The sequence below is a fragment of the Luminiphilus sp. nBUS_07 genome, assembly GCF_051201685.1.
Lineage (GTDB): Bacteria > Pseudomonadota > Gammaproteobacteria > Pseudomonadales > Halieaceae > Luminiphilus.
Genome location: NZ_CP179213.1, coordinates 707,461 through 733,082, shown reverse-complemented (window position 1 = coordinate 733,082; position 25,622 = coordinate 707,461). Strand labels below are relative to the sequence as shown.

Sequence of the window (25,622 nt, the reverse complement as noted above, 5' to 3'; positions counted from 1 at the left end):
ACGGCCTCGACAACAAAAAACCTGAAACACTAGGCGCTTAGTTGCCGATTGGCTCATCTGGCCCACTACGCGCTCTCACCCACGGGGATACTACGTTTGCCATTTCTGAGCTTAGCCGATGAACGTAGGAACTCAGCTAAGTCCTAAATATTGTTTAGCCCTTGGGGAACACAAACACGACATTCACTCGCAGCGCCCAGCCCTTCGGCCCAAATTCACCCGAATCTGCCCAATATCGAACACCACCACCAATCTGCATGAGTTGGTTACCAAGCTTTACTAACTGATTTGCACCGACGTTAATAGGCACAGACCAATCCTTACTATCCCAGTTATAGGTGGATTCAGTATTGAGATAGTAGGTCAATTTTTTAGGCGTGATGTATGAAACGAAGGGCTGCACGAAGCTCGCATTTATCTCGGTGTTATCTTCTTTTGCAAAAGACCACAGGTGGTTCCCCAATGCGCCGTAGGTCCAAGGCCCCGACTGCTTTAATACCAGCCCTGTGGGTCCAGCTGCCCAAGCTCTTGGTCCCAATGCATCTTTGGTTGCAGTGGGAATATTGATTACCGGCCCAACGCCCCATATAAGACCGCCCGCAGTTGGTGCTTTAGGTGAAAAGAAAAAGCTTTGCACCACATCCCCTACCCCAGACTCACCCAGGCCTTGCACTGGAAAATCTGACTGGTCGATAAAAGGTAAGATCGTTCGAGAAATCATGTTCCAGTCATCATTGAGTGAGACTGGAATGACTGGCTGGACATTGGTTTTCCAAATAGAACCCTTTTCACCAACGCCGTACTTGTCATCGTAGTTGATTTGAATAGGTACGCTGATGAGCGAGGCAACGGGATTGGCCAATTTCTGAGCAATCGAGGCATCGTCGGCTCGCGCTACCTGAGAGAAAATCCCCAGGCAAGCTGCCATTAAAAAAACCATCACCTGTATCAATTTTAAATCTGGCATAAGCACCTCAAATTTAAGGGGTCTGTGGGCTGCCTATGTGAGACATGCGCCCTAATGTGAACACTAGACCCCTATTCTCAGAGGTTTCATCAGTAAATGCCACGCAGATTAAAAAATCTGTCACCATTTGCTGCAGACTTTAAACAGAGGTGATCCTCTTAGATGCTCAAATCGTCACAGTTATAATCTTTGATATCTGCCCTAGTTTGCGTATTCCAGCTAAAAATTTTCTTTTCATCTGCGAAGGGCTGATAGCGATAAGGCGACTCACCGGCGAACCGCTGTTGGCGTGCGTCAATTGCATAACCCAGAACGCGAGAGCGGCGAGCGATAGTTTCTGCGTCAAATTCTTGTGCCTCACTGTGGATGCCACCTCCTTGAACACCCAACACTGAAGATCGACGGTGAAAGCCAAAGTTCACCGTGACCCTGGGCTCCAAACCACAGTTAGGAAATGATCCATGGACCAACTGTCGGTTACAAACCACAACATCACCGGGGTTACAAACCAGAGGGACAGCACCCTCCAGACGCTCACTACCCGCTTCTGCCACGAGTTCATTAATATCGATTTTGCCCAATTTATGCGTACCCGGCACAACCCAGACGCCATTGACTGCAGTGCTGCCATAAACCTGCGCCATAAAATTAAAACCGTGAATGTCCTCATTGAAGTCGTCGCTGTCCCAATGAGTAACGCCATCTTGATGCCATGAAACTGCAGCTCCAATACCGGGGTCTTTAATAAAAAGTGCCTCATTAAATGGCGCGAAGTCGGGCCCATTAATCGCCTCCGCAACCCGCAGCAGCTGTGGATGGGCATAGGTACGTAGACAAGCGTCGGAGAACTGCAGCGATCCCAACAGAATAAAAGGCGCTGCGGCGGGAGCCTCCTTAGCAGCCTCAGGCTCAAACATCTTGACCTGATGACGCCCATTTGCCAACGCCGTACCGCCTAATGGATCTCCTAGTGGCTTAGACCACACTAACGTAAGCGCTTTACAGTCGGCACCGAGGGCCGGCTGTCCATCAGCGTTGACGGAGCTTTCGGGCCCGGTGGGAAAGCTTTTCCGCATTGCACCCAAATCAGCCTCAATATCAGCGAGCTCATCTTTACTAAGCACATCGGTAAAAACATAAAACCCGTAGCGGGAATAGGCATCACGAATCGCGGGATCAAGACTACCGGCTTCGTCAAAACAAATAGGACCTCGATTATCTAGGCGTAAAGCAGCCTCCTGCCCGGACTCAAGATATTGACGCATAGCGTCAGCCTGATTGCCGTAATAGGCCGCACAGAGATCTATCGATTTTGAAATATCCATCAAAATTTTCTACCGCCACACAAAATCAAAACGTGAACCCTACTGACAAAGATACAAAAATTCAAAAATATCCCGGAATTGAGTCTTTAGCATCTGTTCAGTCGCGAGGGGCTCCGGCGGACCCCCGACTCCACTCAGGAACCTGACATTTCAACCAATTCGAGCACAGTGCCGTCAGGATCCTTGAAGCAAATAAAGCGCACTGTTGAACCTCTGGGGCCACCTACCTCGGCAGGAGCAGTGGATAAGAATTTCACGCCTGCTTCAACGAGGGTTGCCACGTCATCGTCAAGCGATGTTGTCGTGAAGGCGACCCGAGCGATCCCGGGGTGTGCCATGCTCTCGTAAGGTGCACCCTCTTCAGAGGGCTCCTGCCATTCAAGCAAGTCGATGACAATGCGGCTGGGATGCTTCATGAGCGCTCCTTTAACAAGGTAACGTTCCATGCCAACAGCTGCCGCTGCAGCGCCTCGCCCTTCTGATGGAACCGGCATAATGACCTCAAAGCCCAACATCTCGTAGAACTGTTTTGATCTTTCAAAATTCTTGCAATTGATGTTGATATGGAGAAGTCCCGATATGTTCATGAGCTGTTCCTAGGCGGCTGGGGTTGGACAGTAAGGCGTTTAATACGAAGCGACCACGCCTCTGGCATTAGCCATAGCGCGTAAAAAAAGGTTTTAGCCAGTCGGCCGCTCAAATAACGTAATTTTGGATGGGCGGCGGTGACAGCATGAACAACATCGCTGACTGCCGCCGCGGGATCCTCCGCAATGCTACGCAGCTGTTGCGTGTTTTTTTCAACATACTGTTCGAGCCAAGATTCAGGCCACAGTGCTTGCCAATCGCCCCCAGGATCGTCTTTAGCCATGGCTTGCCAGGTGTTTCGGTGTGCCGGGAAAAAGGCCTCCGCCATGGGCGTGCGCATTGTTGCCGGGTTAATCACACTCACAAATACGTCACAGAACGACAACTCAGCTCGCAGGGCATCGGCATAGGCCTCAATAGCAAATTTTGAAGCGTCGTAGGGGGCATTGCCGGGTAGGCTTACTATGCCATCGACACTACTGACCAAAACCACTCGACCTTTGCAACGCCGCAAAGCGCTGAGGAGTTTTTGAGTGAGCAAGACAGGTGCAAAGAAATTTACCGCCATCACGTCTCGATAAAAATTAATCGGCTGATAATCAACGAATCCCGGTAAGACGGTCCCCGCTGCGTGCACCACAGACCAGACAGCGCCATCACTTCGGGCATGAATTTGCGCTGCAACCTCGCGAATTGCATCGTCCTTGGTTAAGTCAAAGTGAGGTGCCCAGGCGGCTCCCGCGGCTAAAGCTCCGTGTGCGCCAGCCTCGGTATAGCAACAAGCGACCACCTTAGCGCCACGCTCTGACAGAGCGGTGACTAAGCCCAAGCCAATACCTGAATCACACCCTGTAATAACAACCCAACGGCCAGTGATATTGAGTCGAGACCTGCCCCGAATTTTCCTGTAACCGGCACTCACCATGCTCCATACAAGTATCGCCAGAGTTATGTAACCAACAGCCAGAACCACAGAGATCAAAACTCCCGTATTACCCGCCGACATGTATTTTCTCGCTGTTTAATAAACCCATATTCAGTTTACCCCGTGGTCTTTGTGGGCCACCACAGTAATGCATCATCACCTTCGCCCACACGCGCACCAAAAACGCCGCTTGAAATTTTAACATACGTTAAGTTAACATACGTTCATTAATTAATTTTGGCCCCACGGGACGCATGTTCCGTAGCGCGAATTTCGCGCCTTAATGAGGATTGTTAAGCCATGCCAAGGCAAGCCTTTTCCAACGAGGAAATCGTGGTCCAAAAGCAGCGCATCATGGATGAAGCCGCGCAGGTCATGGCATCAGAAGGCATGAGCCAACTCTCTATGCGGGCGCTGGCGGCCAGCGTCGATATGACAGCAGCGAATCTCTACAACTACTTCCCCAGTAAGCGGCAGCTATTTATCGAAACAACACAGCGTGGCTATGAGCTCTTAGATGCCTATACCAAGGAGGGTGTTACCCGTTTCGAAGAGCCCCGAGACAAGCTGGCAGGCCTTCTGAAATCCGCCGTCCGCTTCGCTCATGACTGGACAGGCTACTGGGAACTTATGGTTCACCCGCCACTGCAGTTGCGGGAGGATCTTGCAAATGACGAAAACGATATCGCCGGCGATTTACGCCAGCGCACTTCCAATCGCATGATTGAGTTGTTTGCGAGCCTGCTCAGCCGGTCCGGCGTTTCACTGACACCACCAGAGGCCAATTCATCAGTGCCCGGTATCGCAGGTATTGCCGAGGAAGGTTTTGGGCCCGATACCATTTGGGTTCGCGTCATTACGCTGCTTACCAATACTCATGGGCTGATTGATCTCTACAACCACAAAATGCTGGACGGGTTCGAAGTCGATGTTCCTCCGCTAATCGACGCACTGATTGACAGCAGCATCGACATTCTTATCCCCACCCTTGATCCATCTGCGCCAGAGGCTGATTGATGAATGCTGAAGCAAAACTGATTAACGTTGCACAGCGCAACTGTGACTTCCACCGAGGATTTCTTGCACTGCAGGAAGAGCGTAATGGCTGGGCTAATAATGTACGCGGCACCCTGCCCAAGGATTTGACCGGCACCTTGTTTCGAAACGGGCCCGGCGCCATGAATGCGGGCAGTGAGGCCTACGGTCATTGGTTCGACGGTCCCGGCATGATCAGCGCAGCCACCTTTATTGACGGTAAGGCGCATTTCAAAAACCGCTACGTGCGCACACCTAAGTATCTTCAGGACCACGAGGAGGGGCGAGTATCTCATCGCGGATTTGGCACGCAAATTAAGGGCGGTTGGCGAAAAAATATTCTCAGACCTCTATCTAACCCAGCCAATACGGGCGTCTCTTGGCATGGCGACAAGCTGTGCGCATTCTATGAGGGTGGACAACCTTACCGATTGAACCCAGAGACACTTGAGACACTGGGGCCAGAATATTATGGCAGCACCCTAAACCCACGAACGACCATAAGTGCCCATGGAAAAATTCACCCTCGCACCGGAAATCAGATTAATTTTGGCATCAATCTGACGGGGCTTGGCTGGCGCGGCATTAAATGTGCACTCGACGTTCATGATATTCCAGCCGACGGTCATGGTGTTCGCAGCTGTCGTATTCCTCTAGATCGATTCCCCTTCCTCCACGACTTTGGCCTTACTGAAAACTATGCCATTTTTGTAGTGAGCTCGATTAACTTCCAGCTTGGGGGACCCCTCTTGGGTACCACCACGCTGAGCGAGAATTTAAATTACAACGAGCAACAAGCCATGCGCGGTATTGTTGTGGATTTGCGCACCATGTCCGTAACCCGAGAGTTTGAATTACCTCCCGGGATTGTTGTGCACTTTGCCAACTCATTTGAGACCAACGACGAGCTCATCACAGATTTCTTCCAAACAAAAAGTACCGAAGGTTTTGCATGGCTAGGGGATGTCTTTGATGTTCAAACCGTCGCAGGCGCCGAGCTGCATCGCCTGCGGATCGACCTAAAGACCGGCCACACTCGCCTAGAAGCTTTTGATCATGCGCCTACCGGTGAATTTCCCGCTTGGAACACAAATCTTACAGGCCTAAGCAGTGAACACTGCTTTTATGTCGGCCATGCTCCAGGTCGGGAGCATGGATTTTTTAATAGTTTTGTTACCCTCAATACCCGTACGGGGGCTTGCACCCATACTGATGTGGGTGAAAATAGGTACACCTCCGAAGCGCTCTTTACTCCGAAAGCACGTCCGAAAACTCAGGATGATGGCTATTTGCTCGCGGTTGTTTATGACGCCAGCACGCATCGCTCTGAAATTCAAATTCGCGATGCGCAAAATCCTGAAGAGGAAATTGCTGCAGTGCTGCTAGACCACCACATACCCTTTGGTTTTCACGGGCACTTCACCGGCGACACTTTTCTTCAATAACCCCTCGCCCAGCTAACATTGCTGTCGAGGTATTACCCTTTGCGGAAGCACCATTAGGAAAAGCTGCCGATAGCGCGATACAGCTGCCGCGACAAACCAGTCGGGTCCAGACACTAAGGGAATGCCCAACAGCGGCGACACCCCCATCTTTTGTTTTTCGGGCGATACGGCGACTACTGGCGTCCTTAGGGCTATGATAACGCCCCTATAAACCGGAATGACCCGTGCCAAGGAGACGAACCGTGGGATCGCCGATACTGCATGAAAGCATCGCTAACCTCGAGCTACCTGATCTCATCACGGGGCATATCGCAGGCCTGCCTGTTTTGCCGAAAACACCTGCAATAAGCCTGCCGGTGCGCTATCCCGGATCGGGTGAAACGATTGCCAGCCTGCAAGAAGATGATGCCACACAGGTGGCAACGGCAGTCGCTGCGGCAAAAGCCCGCTTTGAGTCCGGTGAGTGGTCCCAATCCACCATCGAAGAAAGGCAGCGTGTGCTGCGTGCCACCGCTCAAGCGATCCGAACGCATGCAAATGATCTAGCACTTCGAGAGTCAATTTGTGCCGGACTTCCCTTTGCCCACCTAGCGGCACGTCAGATACCTCGAGCCGCTGATAACTTCGATTTCTTCGCCGATTACATTGGAGTGCTTGCAGGGGAGACCTTTGATCAACTGCAAGAGTATCGTACGGTCATCACCCGTCATCCTGTAGGCGTCGCCGCACTATTTGCCCCATGGAATGCCTGTTTGGCACTTTCTAGCATGCACGTGGCCTCATGTATTGCCTTTGGTAATAGCTGCGTTTTGAAGCCCTCTGAGTTTTCACCACTGGCAGTGCTGCAATTAGTACACCTACTTGAATCAGCGGGGCTGCCCTCGGGTGTCGTCAATATTGTCAACGGCCGAGGCGCTGTTACCGGCGCCGCACTGGCGCAGGCGGAAGGCATCGATCGCATTGCCTTTACCGGACGTGGCGACACCGCACGAAACGTCATGAGTGCAGCGGCAGAGCGCCTTACCCCTGTGCATTTTGAGCTGGAGGGGAATTCAGCCAACATTATTTTTGACGATGCTGATATCGACCGAGCAATCGACGGGGCATTGGTAAGCGCTTTTGGTAATAGCGGACAAATCTGCATTGCAGGCTCGCGTATTTTGGTGCAAACCCAAATTGCAGAGCGTTTTATCGAGAGGTTTGTGGCACGGACTGAAACGCTGCGTGTCGGCGATCCACTAGACAGCACAACTGAAGTCGGTCCCATGGGTTTTGCCGAGCATCAACAACATGTCCTCAATTTTTTTACCCTCGCCGAAAATACCGGCGCCAACCTGCTGACCGGTGGGCGCGCTATGCCCGAGCTGGGCAGTGGCTACTTCGTGGCACCGACGGTATTTAAAGTTTTAGACAACCATTCCCCTTTGTGTCAGGAGGAAATATTTGGACCTGTTGTTACGATTCAAGTCTTCGAAGATGACGAGGAAGCTTGGGCAATCGCCAACGACAGCCGCTTCGGTTTAGTTGGCTATTGTTGGACGGAGAGTCTACATCGCGCTCAGGTATTCCAACAAAAGGTCCAAGCTGGCACCCTTTGGCTGAACACTCCCATCGCCAGAGATCTTCGCGCGCCCTTCGGTGGTTTCAAAGCCTCGGGCATCGGGCGAGACGGCCCCCGCCATGCAGCTGACTTTTTTACCGAGGAGAAAGCAACGATCGCAGCGCTGGGTAAGCCTGCGATAATGAAAATAGGAATGGGGCAGTAAACCTTCGAGAGTGCCAACCTCAGTTGAGTGTCACCATATTATTCAAATCCTACGGAGCGCTTTTGGGGGTTCCAAAAGTCGTTACTGACCTCGATAATGGGCGTGATCACCATACAATGTCAGCGCCGTAACACCGCACTTCAACTCTGCTTCAGATTTAGCCGAGGTACACGGTGCACCCGTAAACGCCACACTAATAAGCGAGTGCCGCATGGAAAATCTGCACAAATTTTATATCAACGGCGCTTGGGTCTCTCCTGACTCCACTGTCACGATGCCCGTTATCAATCCCGCTAATGAGCAGGTTGTTGCTACGGTGGCGCTAGGCAACGCGAACGATGTCGATCGTGCTGTAGCAGCAGCCAGCCAAGCATTTGAAACGTTCTCAATGACCTCAAAGCAAGAACGGCTGGCATTACTCGAACGTATCAAGCAAGTAACCGAGGCCCGATTTGAAGATTTGGCTCAAGCCATGCGCGAGGAAATGGGCGCACCCATTACTTTTTCCCGTGAGGCACAAGCAGACGCTGCCATCGGTCACTTGCAAGGTTTCGTTGATGCCTTGGAACGGCTCGAGGAAGAGGTCGATCTCGGCAATGGGGAACTGTTAGTCCGTGAGCCTATCGGCGTTTGCGGCCTAATCACGCCCTGGAACTGGCCAATCAACCAAATCGCATTAAAAGTTCTTCCCGCTCTCGCTGCTGGCTGTACCTGCGTCCTTAAACCCAGCGAACACACCCCGCTATCTGCAATTATTTACGCTGAAATTCTCCACGAGGCCGGCTGCCCCCCTGGTGTTTTCAACCTTGTAAACGGGGAAGGGCCCGAAGTGGGTGCCGCCATGTCACAACATCCCGATATTCAAATGATGTCCTTCACCGGCTCAACTCGAGCAGGCACAGCGGTAACACGTGATTCGGCAGAATCTGTGAAACGCGTGACGTTGGAACTGGGAGGCAAATCGGCGAATTTAGTGTTCGCCGATAGCGACCTTGAAGAACGCGTTCAAAACGCGGTGGCTGAGTGTATGGCCAATACAGGGCAGTCCTGCGATGCCCCCACGCGCTTACTGGTAGAACGCAGCTGCTATGACCAAGTCGTCGAAATAGCCCGCCAAGCGACAATCGCCACTCGAGTTGGCGATCCAGTACAGGAGGGGGATCACATAGGGCCCTTATTTGATCGCATACAGTTTGATCGCGTCCAAACCCTTATTGGTGTCGGTATTGATGAAGGCGCTAATTTGTTAGTGGGTGGATTGGGTAAACCCGACGGTTTTGAGACTGGCTGGTATGTCAAACCGACTCTGTTCACCGACGTACACAACCAAATGCGTATTGCCCGCGAAGAGGTCTTTGGACCCGTGCTCGTCGTGATTCCCTTCGACACCGAAGAAGAAGCCATTGCAATCGCCAATGATTCGCCCTACGGCCTAGCTGCCTATTTGCAAACCGGTGATCCCGCGCGGGCCCGAAGAGTGGCGCGGCAATTGCGCGCAGGTGCTGTTCATGTCAACGGTGGCGTCTATGAATACGGCTCGCCTTTTGGGGGTTACAAGCAGTCGGGTAATGGCCGAGAGGGTGGCATGATGGGGCTTGAAGACTACCTCGAGACTAAGATGCTGCATGGCATGTAACCCGCCACGAAACGGCTAGAAATGGCAAAAACTCACTCCAACGAGCTAGACCAGTCGTCATTAGCAACTCGGAGTTCTCTTGCCCCTTCGGGGGTGAGCACTGTCCCACGACGGCCTTCTTCACAGCCGTCTGCGGGCAAATAGCCAAAGCCAATATTTTTACCGAGATTTGGCGAGTAAACGGCGCTGGTGACCGTGCCAATATCTTCACCTGCAGCATCTTGGATCGCATAGACCGTTCGTGGGTTCGCGATGGGCTCACCCGCTATAACGACCTTTACCAGTCGTTGAGTAACACCCGCTTCAGCAATCGCCTCCAGCGCAGCACGACCTAAGTAGTCAGCTGACTTACCCAGCTTAAAAAAGCGGTCAAGCCCGGCTTCTAAGGGGTTATTTGCCAAGGTCATATCGTTACCAAAGGACAACAATCCGCTTTCAATGCGCTCAATAAGATTGGGACAACCGGGGCGCACTTCAAGATCCTCTCCAGCCGCTGCCAGTGTGTCCCAAAGCGTCACACCCGCATCGGGCTCCTGCAGGTAGATTTCATAGCCGCCCTGTCCACTCCAGCCCGTGCGCGCGACCACGACTGAAGTCCCGGCGATTTCCGTTTCTATAAAACGAAAAAACTTAAGTTCTCTAATGGTGTCTCCCAAAACTCGGCTGAGGAGGTCGGCTGATTTCGGGCCTTGAATAGACAAGGGGAAAACATCGGGATCGAAAACACGCACATCAAAACCTTTACCCAATGCCAGGCCCTTAGCCCACAACAAAACATCAGAATCTGATAGCGAAATCCAAAACCGGTCATCCGCCAATCGTAATATCAGCGGATCATTGATAATACCGCCAGCCTCGTCGATAAGTGGCGTGTAAATGCACTGCCCCACCTGGCAGCGCGAGACATCACGAGGGGTTAGATACTCAATAAAATCCGCCGCATCCGGACCTTGGACCTCAACCTGTACTTGGCAAGCAACATCCCACAGCTGAACGTGTTCACGCAGGTGCCAGTAGTCAGCCTCTAGGGATTCATAGCAGGTTGGCAACACTAAGTGGTTGTAGACGGACGCAGACTTTGACCCCTCTAAAGAGCGTAATTCAAAGGGTGATACACGCAGGCGTCTTGAGAAAGAAATAACGGGTGCATTCATGGGCGTACTCTTTTTTTTTATGTCTAATCTGTTGTTATTTTTTTGGTGCACTGCCGAAATACTGGCGTGCCATAATTTCGCGAATAATGCGCCGCTAGAGGGGCTTCACGCAATAGGTTTCATCCCCTTTAGATGTGGTAATTTTCCTGCATAATGAAAAATTAAAGCGCCTCTGAAAAAACCGCTGACAACGCCAAAAAAAAACCTTACAAAAAGGACCTTGTCACAATGAACCACCTGCTATCACCCCATGACTGGAGTTATCCCGTGCCCATCGCATACGGACCCGGGCGCTTGAGCGAAATTGGCAAGCATTGTGTTGCACTGAGCATGACAAACCCCCTCATCGTTACCGATAAGGGCTCTAGAGACCTTCCCTTTATCGCTCAAACCCAGTCGTCATTGGAACATCAAGGTCTGAGATCACATGTCTTTTCCAATATTTCACCAAACCCAAGAGATCACGAGATAGCGAGTGCCAAGGCCACTTTTCGTGAGGGCCACCATGATGGCGTCATTGCAATGGGAGGTGGTAGCGGTATGGACGGCGGCAAGGCAACCTGCCTAACAGCCAATAATGATATCGATCTTTGGCGTTTCAATTATGACGCGCCAGTGGTGGACATCAGCACTGGGAACGCCTTCCCGCCTCTAGTCTGCATACCCACCACATCGGGTACCGGAGCAGAGACCGAGAGCACTGCTATGATCACAGACACTCAGCGAGGGATGAAACTGTGTGTCTGGCACCCTGCGCTCAAACCATCACTCGCCTTGCTTGATCCGAAAATCACCCTGGGCCTGCCGCCGCACCTCACGGCGTGGACCGGCATCGACGCACTCATCCACGCCATTGAAGCGTATTGTGTGCCAGACTTTCATCCGCAATGCGATGGCACCGCACTAGAAGCAATCAAACTTATTACTCGCTGGCTTCCCATTGCCGTGGCTGACTCAGACAACCTTGAGGCCCGAGGCGGCATGCAAGTGGGATCCTGCCTTGGGGGCATTGCCTTTCTTAAAGGCTTGGGGGTTGTTCACGCGATCAGCCACATGGTCGGCGCCGATTACGACACTCATCACGGATTGACCAACGCCGTCGCATTACCCGCCGTCATGCGCTTCAACGCCCCTATGCTGACGGAGAAATTGCCGGCTTTGACAGCGGCCCTTGGATTGGCAGATAGTGAATTCGACAGCTTTTATCAAGCTTTGTGTGCGCTGTTGGATGAGCTTGATATTCCTAGGTCGCTGGCTGATCTCGGTGTACCTCTGTCCGCCGCCCCAGTACTGGCGAAAAAGGCCCACCTTGATGCCGCTGCTGCAACCAATGCCCGTCCAGCTTCTGTCGCTGACATAGAACGGATTTTGGAAGAGGCCATTACCTATGGTCGGTGACGACTACAGCCATCGTTTTACTCGGGTGCTTCGCTGATGGATAGCTTTAGCCTAACCATGATTCTGAGTGTCATGGTTTATTTGGGTACCGGCTGGTACGCCGGGCGCAAAGTGCGGCACCTTGATGATTATTTCGTGGCGGGTCGCAATGCCCCAACACTTCTCATCTTGGGCACGTTGATTGCCAGCTTCATGAGCACCAACGGATTTATCGGTGAGGCCGGTATGTCTTACCGAGGACACGGACCTCTGATCATTATCATGACCGCCGTCAACTGTTTGGGCTACGTCGTGGGGGCCTTATTCTTCGGTCGCTACCTGCGTCGAAGCCAAGCACTAACCGTCCCGGCTTTTTTTGGCGCACGCTTTCAGAGTCGGCGAATTCAATCATTAGCTGGGCTTTCGATTGTCGTCGGTCTCAGCGGCTACCTGCTCGCCGTTACTTGGGGCGTTGCCATGGTCGTCACGCAACTGACCGACCTGTCAGAACCCATCGCCATCATCCTTGTGTGGGGAAGTTATACGCTGTTCACGCTTTACTCCGGATCCAAGGGTGTCATTTTAACCGACACCCTCATGTTCATCTTATTTACGTCGGTCGCCATCGTCGCACTTTCCTTTTTGGTGAGCGCGAACGGCGGCTGGTTTGCCAGCATCGAAGCCCTTGCCGTCTTTGAGACAAAACCCGACGTCATTGCCTGGCATGGTGTCGTAGGGCCTGAAACCAGCTGGGACACTCCGGGGCAGGCACTTCTATGGGCACTTATTTTGGGGGTTGCATGGGGCTTCGTCGTGGCCGTCAGCCCCTGGCAGTCTAGCCGCTATTTAATGGCAAGGAGTGAGCATGTGGTGATTCGCTCCGCCTGCGGTGCCGCGATCACCATGCTGCTGCTATATTTGGTCACCACCTTTTGCGCCACCATTGTCAATCTCAGCAACCCCAACATAGACCCCGCGGAGAGCGTCATCATCTGGGCTGCCATGAATGTAGTACCCACCATCGTCGGCGCACTGCTGGTGTGTGGCATTTTGGCAGCGGGACTGTCATCGGCATCGACTTTTCTGTCTTTGGTTGGCTTCAGTGTGAGCAATGACATTCTTAAGTTACCAAACAATAAAAAAATACAGCTGCGCGTTACTCGCTTGACCATGCTGGTAATCGGTCTCGTCGTCATTACCCTAGCCTTGGCCTTACCCAGTAACATATTCTGGATAACCTACTTCGCAGGCCCTCTCTTTGCCTCCTCGTGGGGTGCTGTTGCGTTCATGAGTATTTGGAGCTCAAAGATTACCGAAGCCGGCGCCTTTTGGGGCATGGCAGTAGGTTTTTTAGTCAACGTCTTAATGAATCTATTGTCACTGAACGATCTCGTCGACTGGCCCGTTATTTTTGATCCCATTTTAGTAGGCGCCTGCGCGAGCTTTCTGACGGTAGTCACCGTATCGCGGCTTGGCAGGGTCAGCCCCGGAGAGGCTGACTATCGAAAGGCCCTCCACAAAGTCCCCGAAGATGAGCATGACAGCGGAGAAACTCGAACAACTCTCATTTGGCCTGCCGTCATGATTTTGGTAGGCGTCGCTGTTATGGGCATGCTTTATATGTTCTATGCGAAACCTTACACGCAAGCCCAAAACGGAACTTCGGTAGGGCAGATGACCCTAGCGACGGGTGAGGCCGTTCTGGCGCTCAGTTATGGCCTGCCGCTGATCGTCGCCGGCCTTCTTGTTTGGAAGTCTGTTAAAACCTTTTATCGAAAAGACGGGTAATTTGCTCATACACTAACGGTATGTAAGTCCCGCTCTTTGGGGAGCAGACGCGGCGATAAAGCCAGGATGGCTCTGATCGCGCCGCGCAAGCCCTGCTCTCAAAAAAATGCAACTGTTACACCGATCAATACCGTCAAGACTCAGTGCTGTGCCCGTCGTCATTAGGCAGGTGAATGTCCATTTGAGGGAATGGAATTGATAACCCCTGAGCGTCGAATTCAAGCTTAACTTTTTCGGTGGTATCCCACAGCACGGGCCAATAATCGGCGCTTTTTACCCAAGGTCGAACAATGAAATTCACTGAGGAATCGGCTAATTCTGATACCGCTATCACCGGTTCAGGCTCGGCTAGCACCCTGTCATCGGCCAGTATAATTGTGCGCAGCAACGCCTTGGCCTCTCTCAGGTCATCACCATAATCAACCCCAAAAACCATGTCGACGCGGCGAGTACTGCGTGCCGAGTAGTTAGTGATAATGCCTCCGTAGATAGCACCATTGGGAATGATCAGCTCGCGATTATCGCCAGTGCGCAATACCGAGCTGAAAATACCAATATTCTCAACGACGCCGGCAACACCTGCCAGCTCAACGAAATCTCCAGCCTTGAAAGGGCGAAAGACAATCAACATGACTCCCGCCGCAAAGTTTTGTAGAGAATTTTGTAGTGCCAAGCCTACGGCAAGGCCGGCCGCGCCCAACAGAGCGATCAATGAGGTGGTATCGATTCCCAGCTGATTAAGCGCTGCAATCGCGACAAATAATAATAAGATAGCCTTAGTGATGGACGTGACAAAACTGATGAGAATATCGTCCATTTGCGACCGTTGGAGCAGTTTTACGACTACATTGGTCAGCGTGTTAGCCAGCCATTTTCCAACAAAAAAAATGACGAGCGCGAGAGCAATATTAGCCGCGTAAGGGAAGAGGTAGGCATCTGCCATCGCTGTAATATCAAGATCGTCGAACATAACGCGCCCTCACTTTTATCGTGTATGAATTTAGGCAAGGCCTCTACGTATTCAGCCTGCCATGTCGACAGCAGTTAGTCCGCCGTCTCTTGGTGCTAAATTTTGAGCAGGGCCAGCAGTGACGAGTGGCTTTTCACTCGCCTCTGCGGCCCCAGTTTTCAATCAAATTACGTAGGGATTTTGCTGCAAACGACGCCCCACTAAACCCTGACTAGGGTACAAATTTTATTTCCTGAAGGATCGCGCAGGTAAGCTAAGTACAACGGACCCATACCACCCTCACGAACCCCGGGCGGTTCTTCACAGGCTACACCACCGCTCGCTAGACCCGCAGCATGCCATGCATCTGCAGCTTCTGTCGTTGCCGCAGCAAAACCTATCGTTGAGCCATTACCATGGCCTGCAGGATTGCCGTCGATAGGCTGACTTAACGCAAAAATACCCGTGTCCGTCATATAGAACACGCGACCTTTTTCGTCGATAACACCGGGACCGTACCCCAAGGCGCCCAACGTTGCGTCGTAAAATGCCTTTGACGCTTCGATATCATTGGCGCCGACCATAATGTGGCTAAACATAACGCTATCCTTCTGGTTAACTGTTGAGAATGTTCTCACCCTGCAAGGTTACTAAATGCTGGGTTCGAAGGTGATCCTAAATCTTACGTTTAGCCAAGTCACACTCTTTATTTGAGAAAGACCATGGCACCATTACTGTGCGCCTCTTAACTCCGACTCAAATAACTTTAAAATTCGTCGATACTGATCCAACCAGCTTTCAGGATGAACGTAACCGTGGGGCTCAAGGGGGTACGACGCCAGTTCCCAATGCTCTTTCTCAAGCTCTATGAGGCGCTGAACAAGACGCACCGAATCTTTGTAGAACACATTGTCATCTAGCATGCCGTGGCTAATGAGTAGCGCCCCCTCGTAACCCTCAACGAACTCTATAGGAGAACTCCGATGATGGGCTTCAGGGTCGACTGCAGGCGTGTTGAGAATATTCGCGGTATAGGAGTCATTGTAGTGTCGCCAATCCGTGACGGGACGCAGAGCTGCTCCGGCAGTAAATATCTCCGGGGCCTTAAACAGAGCCATAAAGGCCATAAACCCACCGTAAGAACCACCATAGACGCCCACGCGATTGGGGTCCCCTCCGTGTTTTTCAACCAACCATTGCACGCCGTCTATGAGGTCTTCGAGTTCTGGCGTGCCCATTTGACGATAAATCGCCGTTCGCCAATCACGCCCATAACCACGGCTAGCCCGATAGTCCATATCCAACACGTGGTAACCACGTTCGGTCAGAAGGTTGTGAAACATCTGCTCTCGAAAGTAGTAGGGGAATTTGTGATGCGTATTTTGGGTATAACCCGCACCGTGAACGAACATCACAATGGGGCGCAAACCCTCGAAATCCCCCTGAGCCGGATAGAATTTTGACCAAATCGGTTTTTCAACGCCATGCCGAGATGGGATTGCGACAAATTCGGGGTTCTGCCAGTCAATAACAGAATAGGCGTCGTTAATGGTGTCAGTCTGTGAACTGAGATCCCCATTGACTAAATCCACAACGACCGCTTGCGTCGGTCGATAGGTCTCGGAAAAAAGCACTAACGCCTGAGTGCCTGTAGGATGCAGAGAAAAACCTTCTACACCCTTGAGCTCTGTCAAACGAACCATTTTTTGAGAAGCAGCATTCAGGCGGTAGACATCGTACTGAGTTGGGTGGGCACGGTTACTCAACACCAGCGCCGACTCCCCATCGGGCAGCCAGGCAACATCGGTAACTTCGAATTCTCCCTGACTGTGTTGCATCACTACGCCGTCCCCACGAGTCGCGTACAGATGGCTATATCCAGAGGCTTCCGACAGCCACCAAATTTGATCGCCGCCGGGAATCCAGCCAACATCGTTGAACTGCCAGTTGATCCATGCCGGGTCGTGCAGGTGCTCGATCAAATTTAGCTCTCGAGTTTCAGCCGTCAGTCGCAGTGTCCAGCGATCCTTATTGTCGATAGCGTGCACTTGCACCACCGCATCAGCACCCTGATCGTGCCAAATGAGACGTTCAAAACTGACCGGCCGTGGATTTTCGGCATCGTGAACGGGTATATCTTGGGCACCCTTTAAATCCGCCAATGGATCTAAATCAATGCCGGGAAGCGCTGCCATGCTCAACTCATACCGCTGCCGGTTGTGCATGTCTAAGAGCCACAATGCCTGCGATTTTGGCGACTCTCGACCCACCAAGCGGCGCACGTCCTCAACATCGACGTACCCCGAGCGGGTCACATAATGGGGCATTTTGTCGGCTTTGTTGTTATCTGCGGTCGCAGCAGTCACTGACACCAATGACCAACGTCCATTTGGCGACAGTGCGCTATTAACCAACTGATGATCAGCACCCAAGTACCAAGGGGTTACCCCTGATGTCATCGCCTGCGCTTGCTCCACGCTTTGGTCAAACTGCACTTGTTGCGCAAGCCGCTCACGCTCTAAGGTGGCAAACAGTCTCAGCTGATCCTGAGCTAAGCCATCCTCAGAAATCGCGTGGGGGGCCTCCTCAAATACCAAGGGCGTTAAAGCCCCCACACCGCCACTGGCCAGATCAACGCGCCACCATCGTTGGTCGGCCTGAAAAAATACCGCGTCACCTGCGGGTGAAAATTGAGGCCGACTCGCAGGTGTAGTTCCAGCAAATAAAACGCGGTGGGTCTTTTTGTTCAGATCGCGCAAGACCACAGCGCCAGCATGAATACTAACGGCCAAGCCACTGGCCGAGTGAACTCTGGGGTTTGGGCCATCGCTTCGGGCTAACTGCGATGCGGAAACAACCACAGGGTCACCCGCCCCGGTCATAGCAAAGGTATCTCTTAGAGTACTGCCTGCGCGTTTGGCCCGGTAAAAATAGCCACCGTCATCTAGCTGCCACCAGGCTGCCTCTACCGGCGCACCAATCCAATCAGGGTCCGCCATGATCGTTTTGAGGTCCGCAGCGTTCCCTACTGGCCCGACTACGAGGATGACTGCACACAAAACGGCAGCAACCGTCCGCTGGTAATTCATAAATTTCATAGCTGTACCCTGTTTCAAAAACCCGGCCAAAAGTGCCAGAAGGCGCTCATAGTGACTTCCGGTCTGTCACGAAAACCTATTAACCTCGATTGCTTCCCGATGCTTAGTCGGACTCATAGGTGTCGGAATAATCTAAAACTGCCTCAGACCTCCGCATTAGGCTAATCTAAAAACAGTTTATCTTGCTTGTCATCACTGACAGGCGGAAATATCCCATGTCCCCTACCCTGCGCCAAGATGCTAAGTTAACGCCACCTTACGCGCTCAAGGGCAGGATTAATGAGGCAACTTACAAAGCTTTTTGGCACAACCGTTATTTTTTTTGGACTGACTGTTTGCAATGCTCTAAGCAGAGAAACCTCGCCTCACTTTGATACGCTGATTCGCGGCGGAATAATTTATGACGGGGCGGGCAACGCGCCTTTCGTCGGAGACCTGGGCATAACAGACGATCGCATTACAGCACTGGGCGCTCTTCAAAACGCGACGGCTGATACTGTGATTGACGCCCAAGGCAAGGCCGTCAGCCCGGGCTTTATCAACATGATCGGCTGGGGTGTCACCAGCCTTATCATCGATGGTCGAGGCCTAAGTGATATCACCCAGGGCATCACACTTGAAGTCTTTGGTGAGGGTAATTCGATGGGGCCATTGAGCCCCGCCATGAAAAAAGAATTTCCCAAATATTGGGGTGGACTGATTCCCGAGTGGACTTCCTTAGGAGAGTACTTAGAGTTTTTAGAGAATAAGGGTGTCGCGCCAAACGTCGCCTCCTTCATAGGCGCCACCACACCACGAATACATGTACTAGGGCAGGACGATGTTGATCCAAGTCCAGAACAAATGCAGCGCATGCAAGAGCTGGTTCGAGAAGCCATGCGCGAGGGTGCTGTAGGCGTTGCCTCATCGCTCATTTACACGCCCGCCAGTTTTGCGGAGACCGAAGAATTGATCGCTCTGGCGAAAGCAGCGTCAGAATATGGAGGCATCTATGCCTCGCACCTTCGTAATGAGGGCAAACAAATTTTCAGCGCCCTAGAAGAACTGCTTACAATTGCCAGAGAAGCCGAGATACCCGCTGAGATTTACCACATTAAAATCGCGCATCCTCCCTCATGGGACCGCTTCGACGCAGTGCTTGCACGTATTGAAGCAGCCCGCGCTGAAGGCCTCAAAATAACCGCCGATATGTACCCCTACCCTGCTGGCTCGACGGGTTTGGATGCCGTCATGCCCGCCTGGGTCAAAGCCGGCGGCATCGACGCGTGGATAGCACGAATGCAAGACCCAGATACCCGTCAGACCCTGGCTCAGCAGATGAGAGAGGACTCAGATGATTGGGACAACCGCCTCGCAAGCGGTGGGGCAGAAACCGTGATGTTGGTTGAATTTCAAAATCCAAAGCTCAAACACCTCGCGGGGAAGACCCTTGCAGAAGTTGCGCTTATGCGAAAACAAAGCCCCGAAGAAACGGCCATGGATTTGGTCATTGAGGATAGAACGCGCGTTGGGGCCATGTACTTTAATCAGTCTGAAGACGTAGTTCGAAAAGCCATCCAACAGCCTTGGGTAAGCTTTTGTACTGACGCGGTCACCATCGCCGCTGAGGGCGATGCCCTACTGAACCACCGACACCCTAGGACCTACGGCACCTTTCCGAGAGTGCTAGGACATTACGTACGGGAATTAAATTTACTGACCCTTGAGCAAGCCATTTACCGTGCCAGTGGTTTGCCCGCCACCAACCTGTCGTTACGCAACCGTGGCTTTCTCCGGGAGGGTTATTTTGCCGATATCCTTGTGTTTGATCCCGAAACCATAATTGATCAAGCAACGTTTCAACGACCCCATCAATATGCCGTCGGTATGGAGCATGTATTCATCAACGGCATTGCGGTGATTGCAAACAGCGTGCCTACTGGTGCCACTCCCGGTCGTGTCGTCCGAGGCCCAGGCTGGACAGGGTGGCAATGACTGCCGGCCCCGCACCCACCCAGACGTTAGGTCGGGTACAATCGTTGTTTTGCGCGATTTCAAGATTCTATGGACCACCACAGCCCTCTTAAAAGCCCTTCTCCACAAGCTTGGACCGACTGCGTACTCAGTGATTTTGATGCCTTTCTTCTAGACCACGCTGCTGCCGAAAAAAAGGCGTCCGGCATGGCGCTGTCGATGGTATCCCACTACCCGGACCGGCCCCAGTTAGTGCTCGCGATGGCAGAACTTGCAGTCGAGGAAATGGTCCATTTTCGCGAAGTCATAAAAATCATTCAGTCTCGTGGACTGACGCTCGGTGCCGACGTAAAAGACCCCTACGTCAATTGTATTAGGAGCCTGTTACGTCAAGGCTCCGAACTTTATCTTCTAGATCGACTGCTGACCGCCGGCGTTATCGAAGCCCGCGGCGCCGAACGCTTTGGCTTAATTGCAGAAGCACTTCCGGAGGGTGAATTAAAAACGTTCTACCGCTCGATAACACGGTCTGAAGACCGACACTTCGAACTCTTCCTAGATCTCGCCTCCGAATATTTTTCTGCTGAGATTATCGAGTCCCGCTGGCAGGAAATTCTGACTTTCGAAAGTCAGGTGGTTAGCGAGCTGCCGATTCGTGCAGCACTCCATTGAGCGGCGGCACCGATACTGTCATCGAAAAGTACCTATCGCTGTATGCTTTGCTGCCCGCACTACCAAGGTTTAACCAGCGCTGGAATCACGTCATGGTCGTGCCCTGTTTCAAGGAGCACCCTGACTGCTTTATGCGCATCCCCACACCGCCCTCGGGCCAGTCTCTGTTGGTCATTGGCGTTCTGAATCGGCCTGAAACAGATCCAGATCTCAATGCAAATGCCCTGCTACGGCACTACGTAAAAGAGAACACGAGCAGCTCACCACTGCCGGGGCTCACATTGTGCCCTCTCGCACCCGCCGTCACTCTGCTCATGATAGATTTAGAGCACATCGAGGGAGCAACTCCAAAATCGGAGGGTGTAGGCAGAGCGAGGCGAGTGGGCTGCGATCTGGCACTTTGGCTTATCCGGCAGGGTCATATCGAGTCCGAGTGGATTTATTCTTGCGACGCCGATGCCCAGTGGCCCTCACACTACCTCAGCCAATCTTGGCCCAGTGACGCAGCGGGCATCGCTCTTCCGTTCCAGCATGTCGTCGATAGCGAAGCACCTCTCAACCAAGCCACATTAGTTTATGAATTATGGCTACATCACTATATTTCGGGCCTCGAATTCTCCGCATCACCCTATGCTTTTCACACATTGGGTAGCAGCTGTGGCTTCAATGCGCGCTGCTATGCAGCCGTCCGTGGCATGCCTTTACGCGCTGGGGCAGAGGACTTTTACCTGCTCAACAAACTCGCAAAAATGGGGCAAATCTTCAGACCCGCTGGCCCTCCTGTGCTAATTCAAGCTCGCGCGTCCGACAGAGTGCCTTTTGGCACCGGCCCAGCGGTCGCCCGTTTAATGGCATCAGGAAAGCCGCAGTTGACGCCCTTTTTCTACCACCAAAATAATTTCAATGCGCTAAAGCAAGTTCTTAAATGCTTCCCTCAGTGGCTTACCCGTCAGGAGCCCGAGATCCACCAAAATTTATTGCGGCTTCTCCCCGAAGCCCTTGCTGATGCAGCGACAGCTCAATTGCTGAAACTTGGGTTACCAAAGGCGATCAAACACGCACGAAGCAACAGCGAAAATGTCCAACAACGTGAGCGTCAGCTTCATACTTGGTTTGATGGATTCAAAACCCTTAAATTTCTCAATGGTTTTCGAGATTCGACGAGCGGCCATCAAAATCTTCTGCAAGTGTCAGACAGTGCCTACCAGCCTCTGACAACAGAGGCTTTATGCGCAATGCGAGACGCTATGGTCAGCCAATGGGGCTGGCAACTACAGCAGGGGGCTGCGTAATACTTTAGTGGCGCAACAAGCGCCAAAAAGGCTTTAGAATCCATTACAATTGCAATAAATAAATAGAGAAAGCGCTATGTTCGATCGAGTGATGACCGTGATGCAAGACGATCTCGTGTTGTTGGCCCTGCCAGCCTTCTTTGCCGCCTTGGGCGTTGAATTATTGTGGGGTAAAAAACAGTTTAGGCCCGTTTACGAGAGCCAAGATTTTTGGGCTTCCATGCGCATCATGGTGTTGACTGTGTTTGTGGATTTACTGCCCAAACTCGGTGGCATTTTCCTGATGTTTCTCTGTTACGACCTGTCACCGTTGAAAGATACGGTAAGCCGCACCATCCCCTGGTGGATCGTGCTGTTTTTCCTTGATGACCTCACTTATTACCTATTTCATCGAGCCAACCATGAAGTGCGTTGGATGTGGGCGGGACACTCATCGCATCACAACTCACAGTATTATAATTTAGGAACAGCGCTGCGCCAGGGCGTAGGGGAGCGGGTTGCAAAGTATTTGTTTTGGTGCCCTCTAGCCTTACTGGGCTTCGATCCGGTGATGATCGTTACCATGATGAGCATAAGTCTCATTTACCAATACTGGTTGCATACCGAAGCGATTGATCGAATGCCCAAGTGGTATGAATTTATCTTTAACACACCCTCCCACCATCGGGTGCATCATGGTTCTAACACCCGCTACCTTGATCGCAACCACGCCGCCGTACTTATTATTTGGGACAGGCTGTTGGGTACCTTTAGTGAGGAGCTTGTATCGGAGCCCGTGCGCTATGGATTAACCCAAAACATAACCTCCCAACGGGTGCTTGATGTAGCCTTTGGGGAGTACGGCAATATGTCGCGAGATGTAAAACGGGCAGCGCGTTGGCAGGACAAGCTCGCGTATTTATTTAAAGCCCCGGGGTGGAGCCATGATGGCCCCGACAAGCGCTCTAATACGCTGCGTCAAGAGGCCGGTTTAGATTAGAGCAACGAAGATTGACTTGCTCTGGGGCTTTGCAGATAACCTTCGCACACCATGTCCCAATTTCGATGGATCTAGCTGCGCTAAAGATAAACGAAACAAGTCGGCAGCACAGTAAATCTTGAGAGCTCGGAGCCGTGGGTGCACCGGCGCCTATGGTTCGAGCCCAAGGTATTCGACTTCAACAACGCTGCATGCCAAAATTTGCGTTCACCCTATGATGACGTCACAGCAATGAGTCGTTTTAAAAATATGGTCGGTCAGTGGTTCTTTGCTCTGCTGACAAGTTGGACCCTGCCAGTTGCTGCGGCAGAAGATGCCTCACTTCAGATCTCGCTGGAAGGTGGCGCATTTAATGCGAAATTTAAATTCTTTGATGCAGCTGATGGCTGCCCCAGCTATAACGACATTCCCGGCGCGACAAATTTCCTAGGCGGCGTTCGCGCGTCTGATAAGGGCAGCAGCAAAAAGTTACCCCTGAATACCCCCATCCATGTATTTTTATTCAAACCCAGAGATACACCGGGCATTTCTGCAGCCGGTGGCGCAACGGAAATCAGACGACGGGCGCTTCAGCTGACCTTAAGCGGAGATGCCTCTCTCAGATACACCGAATTCAATGATCACGTACCCAGCTGGGAAGCCTCTGACAACCTACGCGTAGCGCCGGCAGATAGTTGCTTAGCCCCTGAAGACTCGGCACCCCAGCCAGCAACACTACCAACGCCCGACTCCGCCGCAAAAACAGAAACTCCTGACACTTGAAACACTGCCAAAAAACACTCGCACCTTGCGAATGTCCACCGAATCAGGTTACTGGCATTATTGTGATGATCAATTTATGAGTACAAGCGGCTAATCAGGTCTAACGGACTTTCAAACAGCCAGCAGCATGGCGCCTAATCATGCCTTACCGCGAGCTAGATTGGGCCAAGCCCCTAGGGAGCGAAGAGATCGTTTTATCCTCTCTCAGCGTGCAAGCTGTAAGCTGTAAGCGCATAAAAAGGAAAAAATATGAACAGACTGTGTTTGATTTTTGCTATCACACTAGCACCGCTGCTGTTCTCAGCTGCCGGCACTGCAACGGAGACAGATCGACTGTTTGCGAACATCAAGGACGGCGTTCCACCCCGAGGAGAAGGTCAGGGACAGTACGATCAACTCATCATTCGAGGCGCTTATTTAATCGACGGCACCGGCGCGCCTGCAACCGGGCCCGTGGATGTCGTTGTGGAAGAAAATCGTATCACTCAGGTCACAACAGTCGGCACTCCCGGCATTGCCATCGACCCTGAGGGCCGACCGCCACTGCTCGATGGGGCTAACTTGAAGACCCGGGAAATCGATGCCCATGGCAAATACTTGCTACCAGGCTTCGTTGACTCCCACACGCATATTCATGCACCCGATAAACGTCAAAAAGTTTCTGCTGACTACATCTTTAAGCTTTGGTTGGGCCATGGCGTTACCAGCACACGAGAGGTGTTTGGTTCCGACGGTGAAAGCCGGCTTTTAGCCTTAAAAGCACTAAGCGAAAAAAACGCCATTACCGCGCCTCGCATTACCGCTTTTCCCTACTTCGCCATGCCTGCAGATGGCGACGAAAAATTACCGGCCATAAGCTCTGCCGAGGATGCCAGAAAAAGAGTCCGCTACTTAAAGCGCATAGGCGCCGACGGCATTAAATTTATGGGAGCACCGGAAGATATTTTGTGGGCAGCGTTAGACGAGGCTGAGCAACAGGGTCTGGGCACGACCATGCATCACGCTCAGTTAAACGTAGCCCACGCCAATGTGCTGGACACCTCAAGCCACGGTCTGGATTGCATGGAACACTGGTACGGACTGCCTGAGGCGCTGTTTACTGACAAAGTCATACAAGACTATCCCTCTGACTACATCTACAGCAACGAACAGCAGCGCTTTGCGCAAGCCGGACGTCTATGGAAGCAGGCCGCAGGACCAGGAACCGAGCGCTGGAATGAAGTCATGGCAACGTTGCTCGAACGGGATTTTTGTTTAAGCCCCACGTTCACCATCTATCTAGCCAGCCGAGATCTTATGCGTGCGTACACCGCCGAGTGGCACTACGAATATACTGCCCCCGCACTATGGGATTTCTACCGTGCCAGTCGCGAGAAACACGGCTCATTCTTTTTTAATTGGACAACTCAGGACGAGATCGAGTGGAAACACAACTATCAGCTGTGGATGCAATTCGTAAACGAGTACAAGAATCGCGGAGGTAAAGTCGTCGTCGGTAGCGATACCGGCTATATCTATAGCCTTTATGGCTTTGGTTACATACAGGAACTAGAACTTTTACAAGAGGCCGGTTTCCACCCGCTCGAGGTAATTCGTGCTGCCACCAAAATAGGCGCTCAGGTCTTAGGGCAAGAGAGCGAACTCGGCACGGTGCAAGTAGGGAAGAAGGCAGACCTCATCATTGTCGATGAAAACCCGCTGCATAATTTGAAGTCACTTTACGGCACTGGCGTACCCAAATTGAACGAGAAAAATCAGAGGGTCGAACGTGTTGGTGGCGTTCGATGGACCATTAAGGATGGCATTGTTTACGACGCCCGTGCCCTTCTAGCCGATGTTCGCGCCATGGTGCGAGCGCAGAAATTAGAAGCGGGACTTGACCCAAAAATTCCGATGTCTGTCGAGCAGTAG

General features: G+C 52.1%; 20 protein-coding genes. 12 read left to right on the top strand and 8 right to left on the bottom strand.

The genetic code is table 11. The annotated features are described in order from the left end of the window. Positions 1–154: 154 nt before the first annotated feature. The 4 genes from ACMAZB_RS03325 to ACMAZB_RS03310 all read right to left on the bottom strand — a co-directional run bounded on the left by ACMAZB_RS03325 (position 155) and on the right by ACMAZB_RS03310 (position 3,886). The gene (locus ACMAZB_RS03325) at positions 155–967 is read right to left on the bottom strand and encodes a transporter (protein ID WP_435219399.1); all 813 of its coding nucleotides are present in this window, start codon (positions 965–967) and stop codon (positions 155–157) included. A gap of 158 nt (positions 968–1,125) precedes the next feature. Next, positions 1,126–2,292: a phytanoyl-CoA dioxygenase family protein gene (locus ACMAZB_RS03320; protein ID WP_435219398.1), complete on the bottom strand. Its 1,167-nt coding sequence runs from the start codon at positions 2,290–2,292 to the stop codon at positions 1,126–1,128. Positions 2,293–2,426: 134 nt separating this feature from the next. After that, complete coding sequence (locus tag ACMAZB_RS03315) at positions 2,427–2,879, bottom strand: VOC family protein (protein ID WP_435214437.1); 453 nt, start codon at positions 2,877–2,879, stop codon at positions 2,427–2,429. Continuing rightward, positions 2,876–3,886: an SDR family NAD(P)-dependent oxidoreductase gene (locus ACMAZB_RS03310; protein ID WP_435219397.1), complete on the bottom strand. Its 1,011-nt coding sequence runs from the start codon at positions 3,884–3,886 to the stop codon at positions 2,876–2,878. The genes ACMAZB_RS03315 and ACMAZB_RS03310 overlap by 4 nt, the downstream gene beginning before the upstream one ends. A 219-nt stretch (positions 3,887–4,105) precedes the next feature. On the opposite strand from ACMAZB_RS03310, the gene ACMAZB_RS03305 reads away from it, so the two are divergent. From ACMAZB_RS03305 to ACMAZB_RS03290, 4 genes are all read left to right on the top strand, one after another. Next, positions 4,106–4,822, top strand: coding sequence for a TetR/AcrR family transcriptional regulator (locus tag ACMAZB_RS03305; protein WP_435214433.1), 717 nt, complete (start codon positions 4,106–4,108; stop codon positions 4,820–4,822). Continuing rightward, the gene (locus tag ACMAZB_RS03300; RefSeq protein WP_435219396.1) at positions 4,822–6,285 is read left to right on the top strand and encodes a carotenoid oxygenase family protein; all 1,464 of its coding nucleotides are present in this window, start codon (positions 4,822–4,824) and stop codon (positions 6,283–6,285) included. The genes ACMAZB_RS03305 and ACMAZB_RS03300 overlap by 1 nt, the downstream gene beginning before the upstream one ends. A gap of 242 nt (positions 6,286–6,527) precedes the next feature. Then, entirely contained in the window at positions 6,528–8,051 is a 1,524-nt protein-coding gene (locus tag ACMAZB_RS03295; protein WP_435219395.1) for an aldehyde dehydrogenase, read from the top strand. A 211-nt stretch (positions 8,052–8,262) separates the two neighbouring features. After that, complete coding sequence (locus ACMAZB_RS03290) at positions 8,263–9,687, top strand: aldehyde dehydrogenase family protein (protein ID WP_435219394.1); 1,425 nt, start codon at positions 8,263–8,265, stop codon at positions 9,685–9,687. A gap of 32 nt (positions 9,688–9,719) precedes the next feature. Here ACMAZB_RS03290 and ACMAZB_RS03285 read toward each other — a convergent pair whose 3' ends face one another. Then, the gene (locus ACMAZB_RS03285) at positions 9,720–10,841 is read right to left on the bottom strand and encodes a dimethylsulfoniopropionate demethylase (protein ID WP_435219393.1); all 1,122 of its coding nucleotides are present in this window, start codon (positions 10,839–10,841) and stop codon (positions 9,720–9,722) included. Positions 10,842–11,069: 228 nt separating this feature from the next. On the opposite strand from ACMAZB_RS03285, the gene ACMAZB_RS03280 reads away from it, so the two are divergent. Together ACMAZB_RS03280 and ACMAZB_RS03275 are read left to right on the top strand one after the other, a co-directional pair. Further along, positions 11,070–12,239 carry an iron-containing alcohol dehydrogenase gene (locus ACMAZB_RS03280; RefSeq protein ID WP_435219392.1) on the top strand — a complete coding sequence of 390 codons (1,170 nt, stop codon included), beginning with the start codon at positions 11,070–11,072 and terminating at the stop codon, positions 12,237–12,239. Between the two features lie 36 nt (positions 12,240–12,275). Then, positions 12,276–14,006 carry a sodium:solute symporter family protein gene (locus tag ACMAZB_RS03275; protein ID WP_435219391.1) on the top strand — a complete coding sequence of 577 codons (1,731 nt, stop codon included), beginning with the start codon at positions 12,276–12,278 and terminating at the stop codon, positions 14,004–14,006. A 133-nt stretch (positions 14,007–14,139) separates the two neighbouring features. On the opposite strand, the gene ACMAZB_RS03270 is transcribed toward ACMAZB_RS03275, so the two are convergent. The 3 genes from ACMAZB_RS03270 to ACMAZB_RS03260 all read right to left on the bottom strand — a co-directional run bounded on the left by ACMAZB_RS03270 (position 14,140) and on the right by ACMAZB_RS03260 (position 18,053). Next, on the bottom strand, positions 14,140–14,976 hold the full coding sequence (locus ACMAZB_RS03270) for a mechanosensitive ion channel family protein (RefSeq protein ID WP_435219390.1): 837 nt from the start codon (positions 14,974–14,976) through the stop codon (positions 14,140–14,142). Between the two features lie 200 nt (positions 14,977–15,176). Further along, complete coding sequence (locus ACMAZB_RS03265; protein WP_435219389.1) at positions 15,177–15,554, bottom strand: VOC family protein; 378 nt, start codon at positions 15,552–15,554, stop codon at positions 15,177–15,179. 132 nt (positions 15,555–15,686) lie between these two features. After that, positions 15,687–18,053 carry a prolyl oligopeptidase family serine peptidase gene (locus tag ACMAZB_RS03260; RefSeq protein WP_435219388.1) on the bottom strand — a complete coding sequence of 789 codons (2,367 nt, stop codon included), beginning with the start codon at positions 18,051–18,053 and terminating at the stop codon, positions 15,687–15,689. 279 nt (positions 18,054–18,332) lie between these two features. Here ACMAZB_RS03260 and ACMAZB_RS03255 point away from each other — a divergent pair, with 279 nt between their 5' ends. The 6 genes from ACMAZB_RS03255 to ACMAZB_RS03230 all read left to right on the top strand — a co-directional run bounded on the left by ACMAZB_RS03255 (position 18,333) and on the right by ACMAZB_RS03230 (position 25,622). Then, positions 18,333–20,027 (top strand): N-acyl-D-amino-acid deacylase family protein, encoded by a 1,695-nt coding sequence (locus ACMAZB_RS03255; RefSeq protein ID WP_435219387.1) that lies wholly within the window; start codon positions 18,333–18,335, stop codon positions 20,025–20,027. A gap of 69 nt (positions 20,028–20,096) precedes the next feature. Continuing rightward, positions 20,097–20,678, top strand: coding sequence for a tRNA-(ms[2]io[6]A)-hydroxylase (locus ACMAZB_RS03250; RefSeq protein WP_435219386.1), 582 nt, complete (start codon positions 20,097–20,099; stop codon positions 20,676–20,678). Continuing rightward, the gene (locus ACMAZB_RS03245; RefSeq protein ID WP_435219385.1) at positions 20,675–21,970 is read left to right on the top strand and encodes a hypothetical protein; all 1,296 of its coding nucleotides are present in this window, start codon (positions 20,675–20,677) and stop codon (positions 21,968–21,970) included. The genes ACMAZB_RS03250 and ACMAZB_RS03245 overlap by 4 nt, the downstream gene beginning before the upstream one ends. Before the next feature lie 76 nt (positions 21,971–22,046). Further along, on the top strand, positions 22,047–22,949 hold the full coding sequence (locus ACMAZB_RS03240; protein ID WP_435219384.1) for a sterol desaturase family protein: 903 nt from the start codon (positions 22,047–22,049) through the stop codon (positions 22,947–22,949). 138 nt (positions 22,950–23,087) lie between these two features. Next, positions 23,088–23,711, top strand: a complete 624-nt coding sequence (locus ACMAZB_RS03235; protein ID WP_435219383.1) for a hypothetical protein — start codon at positions 23,088–23,090, stop codon at positions 23,709–23,711. Positions 23,712–23,960: 249 nt separating this feature from the next. Continuing rightward, entirely contained in the window at positions 23,961–25,622 is a 1,662-nt protein-coding gene (locus ACMAZB_RS03230) for an amidohydrolase family protein (RefSeq protein ID WP_435219382.1), read from the top strand.

Coding starts and splice junctions, on each gene's coding strand:
- ACMAZB_RS03275 (WP_435219391.1), top strand. CDS start 12,276: ATGGATAGCTTTAGCCTAACCATGATTCTGAGTGTCATGGTTTATTTG.
- ACMAZB_RS03230 (WP_435219382.1), top strand. CDS start 23,961: ATGAACAGACTGTGTTTGATTTTTGCTATCACACTAGCACCGCTGCTG.
- ACMAZB_RS03265 (WP_435219389.1), bottom strand. CDS start 15,554: ATGTTTAGCCACATTATGGTCGGCGCCAATGATATCGAAGCGTCAAAG.
- ACMAZB_RS03255 (WP_435219387.1), top strand. CDS start 18,333: ATGAGGCAACTTACAAAGCTTTTTGGCACAACCGTTATTTTTTTTGGA.
- ACMAZB_RS03270 (WP_435219390.1), bottom strand. CDS start 14,976: ATGTTCGACGATCTTGATATTACAGCGATGGCAGATGCCTACCTCTTC.
- ACMAZB_RS03285 (WP_435219393.1), bottom strand. CDS start 10,841: ATGAATGCACCCGTTATTTCTTTCTCAAGACGCCTGCGTGTATCACCC.
- ACMAZB_RS03280 (WP_435219392.1), top strand. CDS start 11,070: ATGAACCACCTGCTATCACCCCATGACTGGAGTTATCCCGTGCCCATC.
- ACMAZB_RS03240 (WP_435219384.1), top strand. CDS start 22,047: ATGTTCGATCGAGTGATGACCGTGATGCAAGACGATCTCGTGTTGTTG.
- ACMAZB_RS03305 (WP_435214433.1), top strand. CDS start 4,106: ATGCCAAGGCAAGCCTTTTCCAACGAGGAAATCGTGGTCCAAAAGCAG.
- ACMAZB_RS03325 (WP_435219399.1), bottom strand. CDS start 967: ATGCCAGATTTAAAATTGATACAGGTGATGGTTTTTTTAATGGCAGCT.
- ACMAZB_RS03290 (WP_435219394.1), top strand. CDS start 8,263: ATGGAAAATCTGCACAAATTTTATATCAACGGCGCTTGGGTCTCTCCT.
- ACMAZB_RS03250 (WP_435219386.1), top strand. CDS start 20,097: ATGGACCACCACAGCCCTCTTAAAAGCCCTTCTCCACAAGCTTGGACC.
- ACMAZB_RS03315 (WP_435214437.1), bottom strand. CDS start 2,879: ATGAACATATCGGGACTTCTCCATATCAACATCAATTGCAAGAATTTT.
- ACMAZB_RS03310 (WP_435219397.1), bottom strand. CDS start 3,886: ATGTCGGCGGGTAATACGGGAGTTTTGATCTCTGTGGTTCTGGCTGTT.
- ACMAZB_RS03260 (WP_435219388.1), bottom strand. CDS start 18,053: ATGAAATTTATGAATTACCAGCGGACGGTTGCTGCCGTTTTGTGTGCA.
- ACMAZB_RS03300 (WP_435219396.1), top strand. CDS start 4,822: ATGAATGCTGAAGCAAAACTGATTAACGTTGCACAGCGCAACTGTGAC.
- ACMAZB_RS03320 (WP_435219398.1), bottom strand. CDS start 2,292: ATGGATATTTCAAAATCGATAGATCTCTGTGCGGCCTATTACGGCAAT.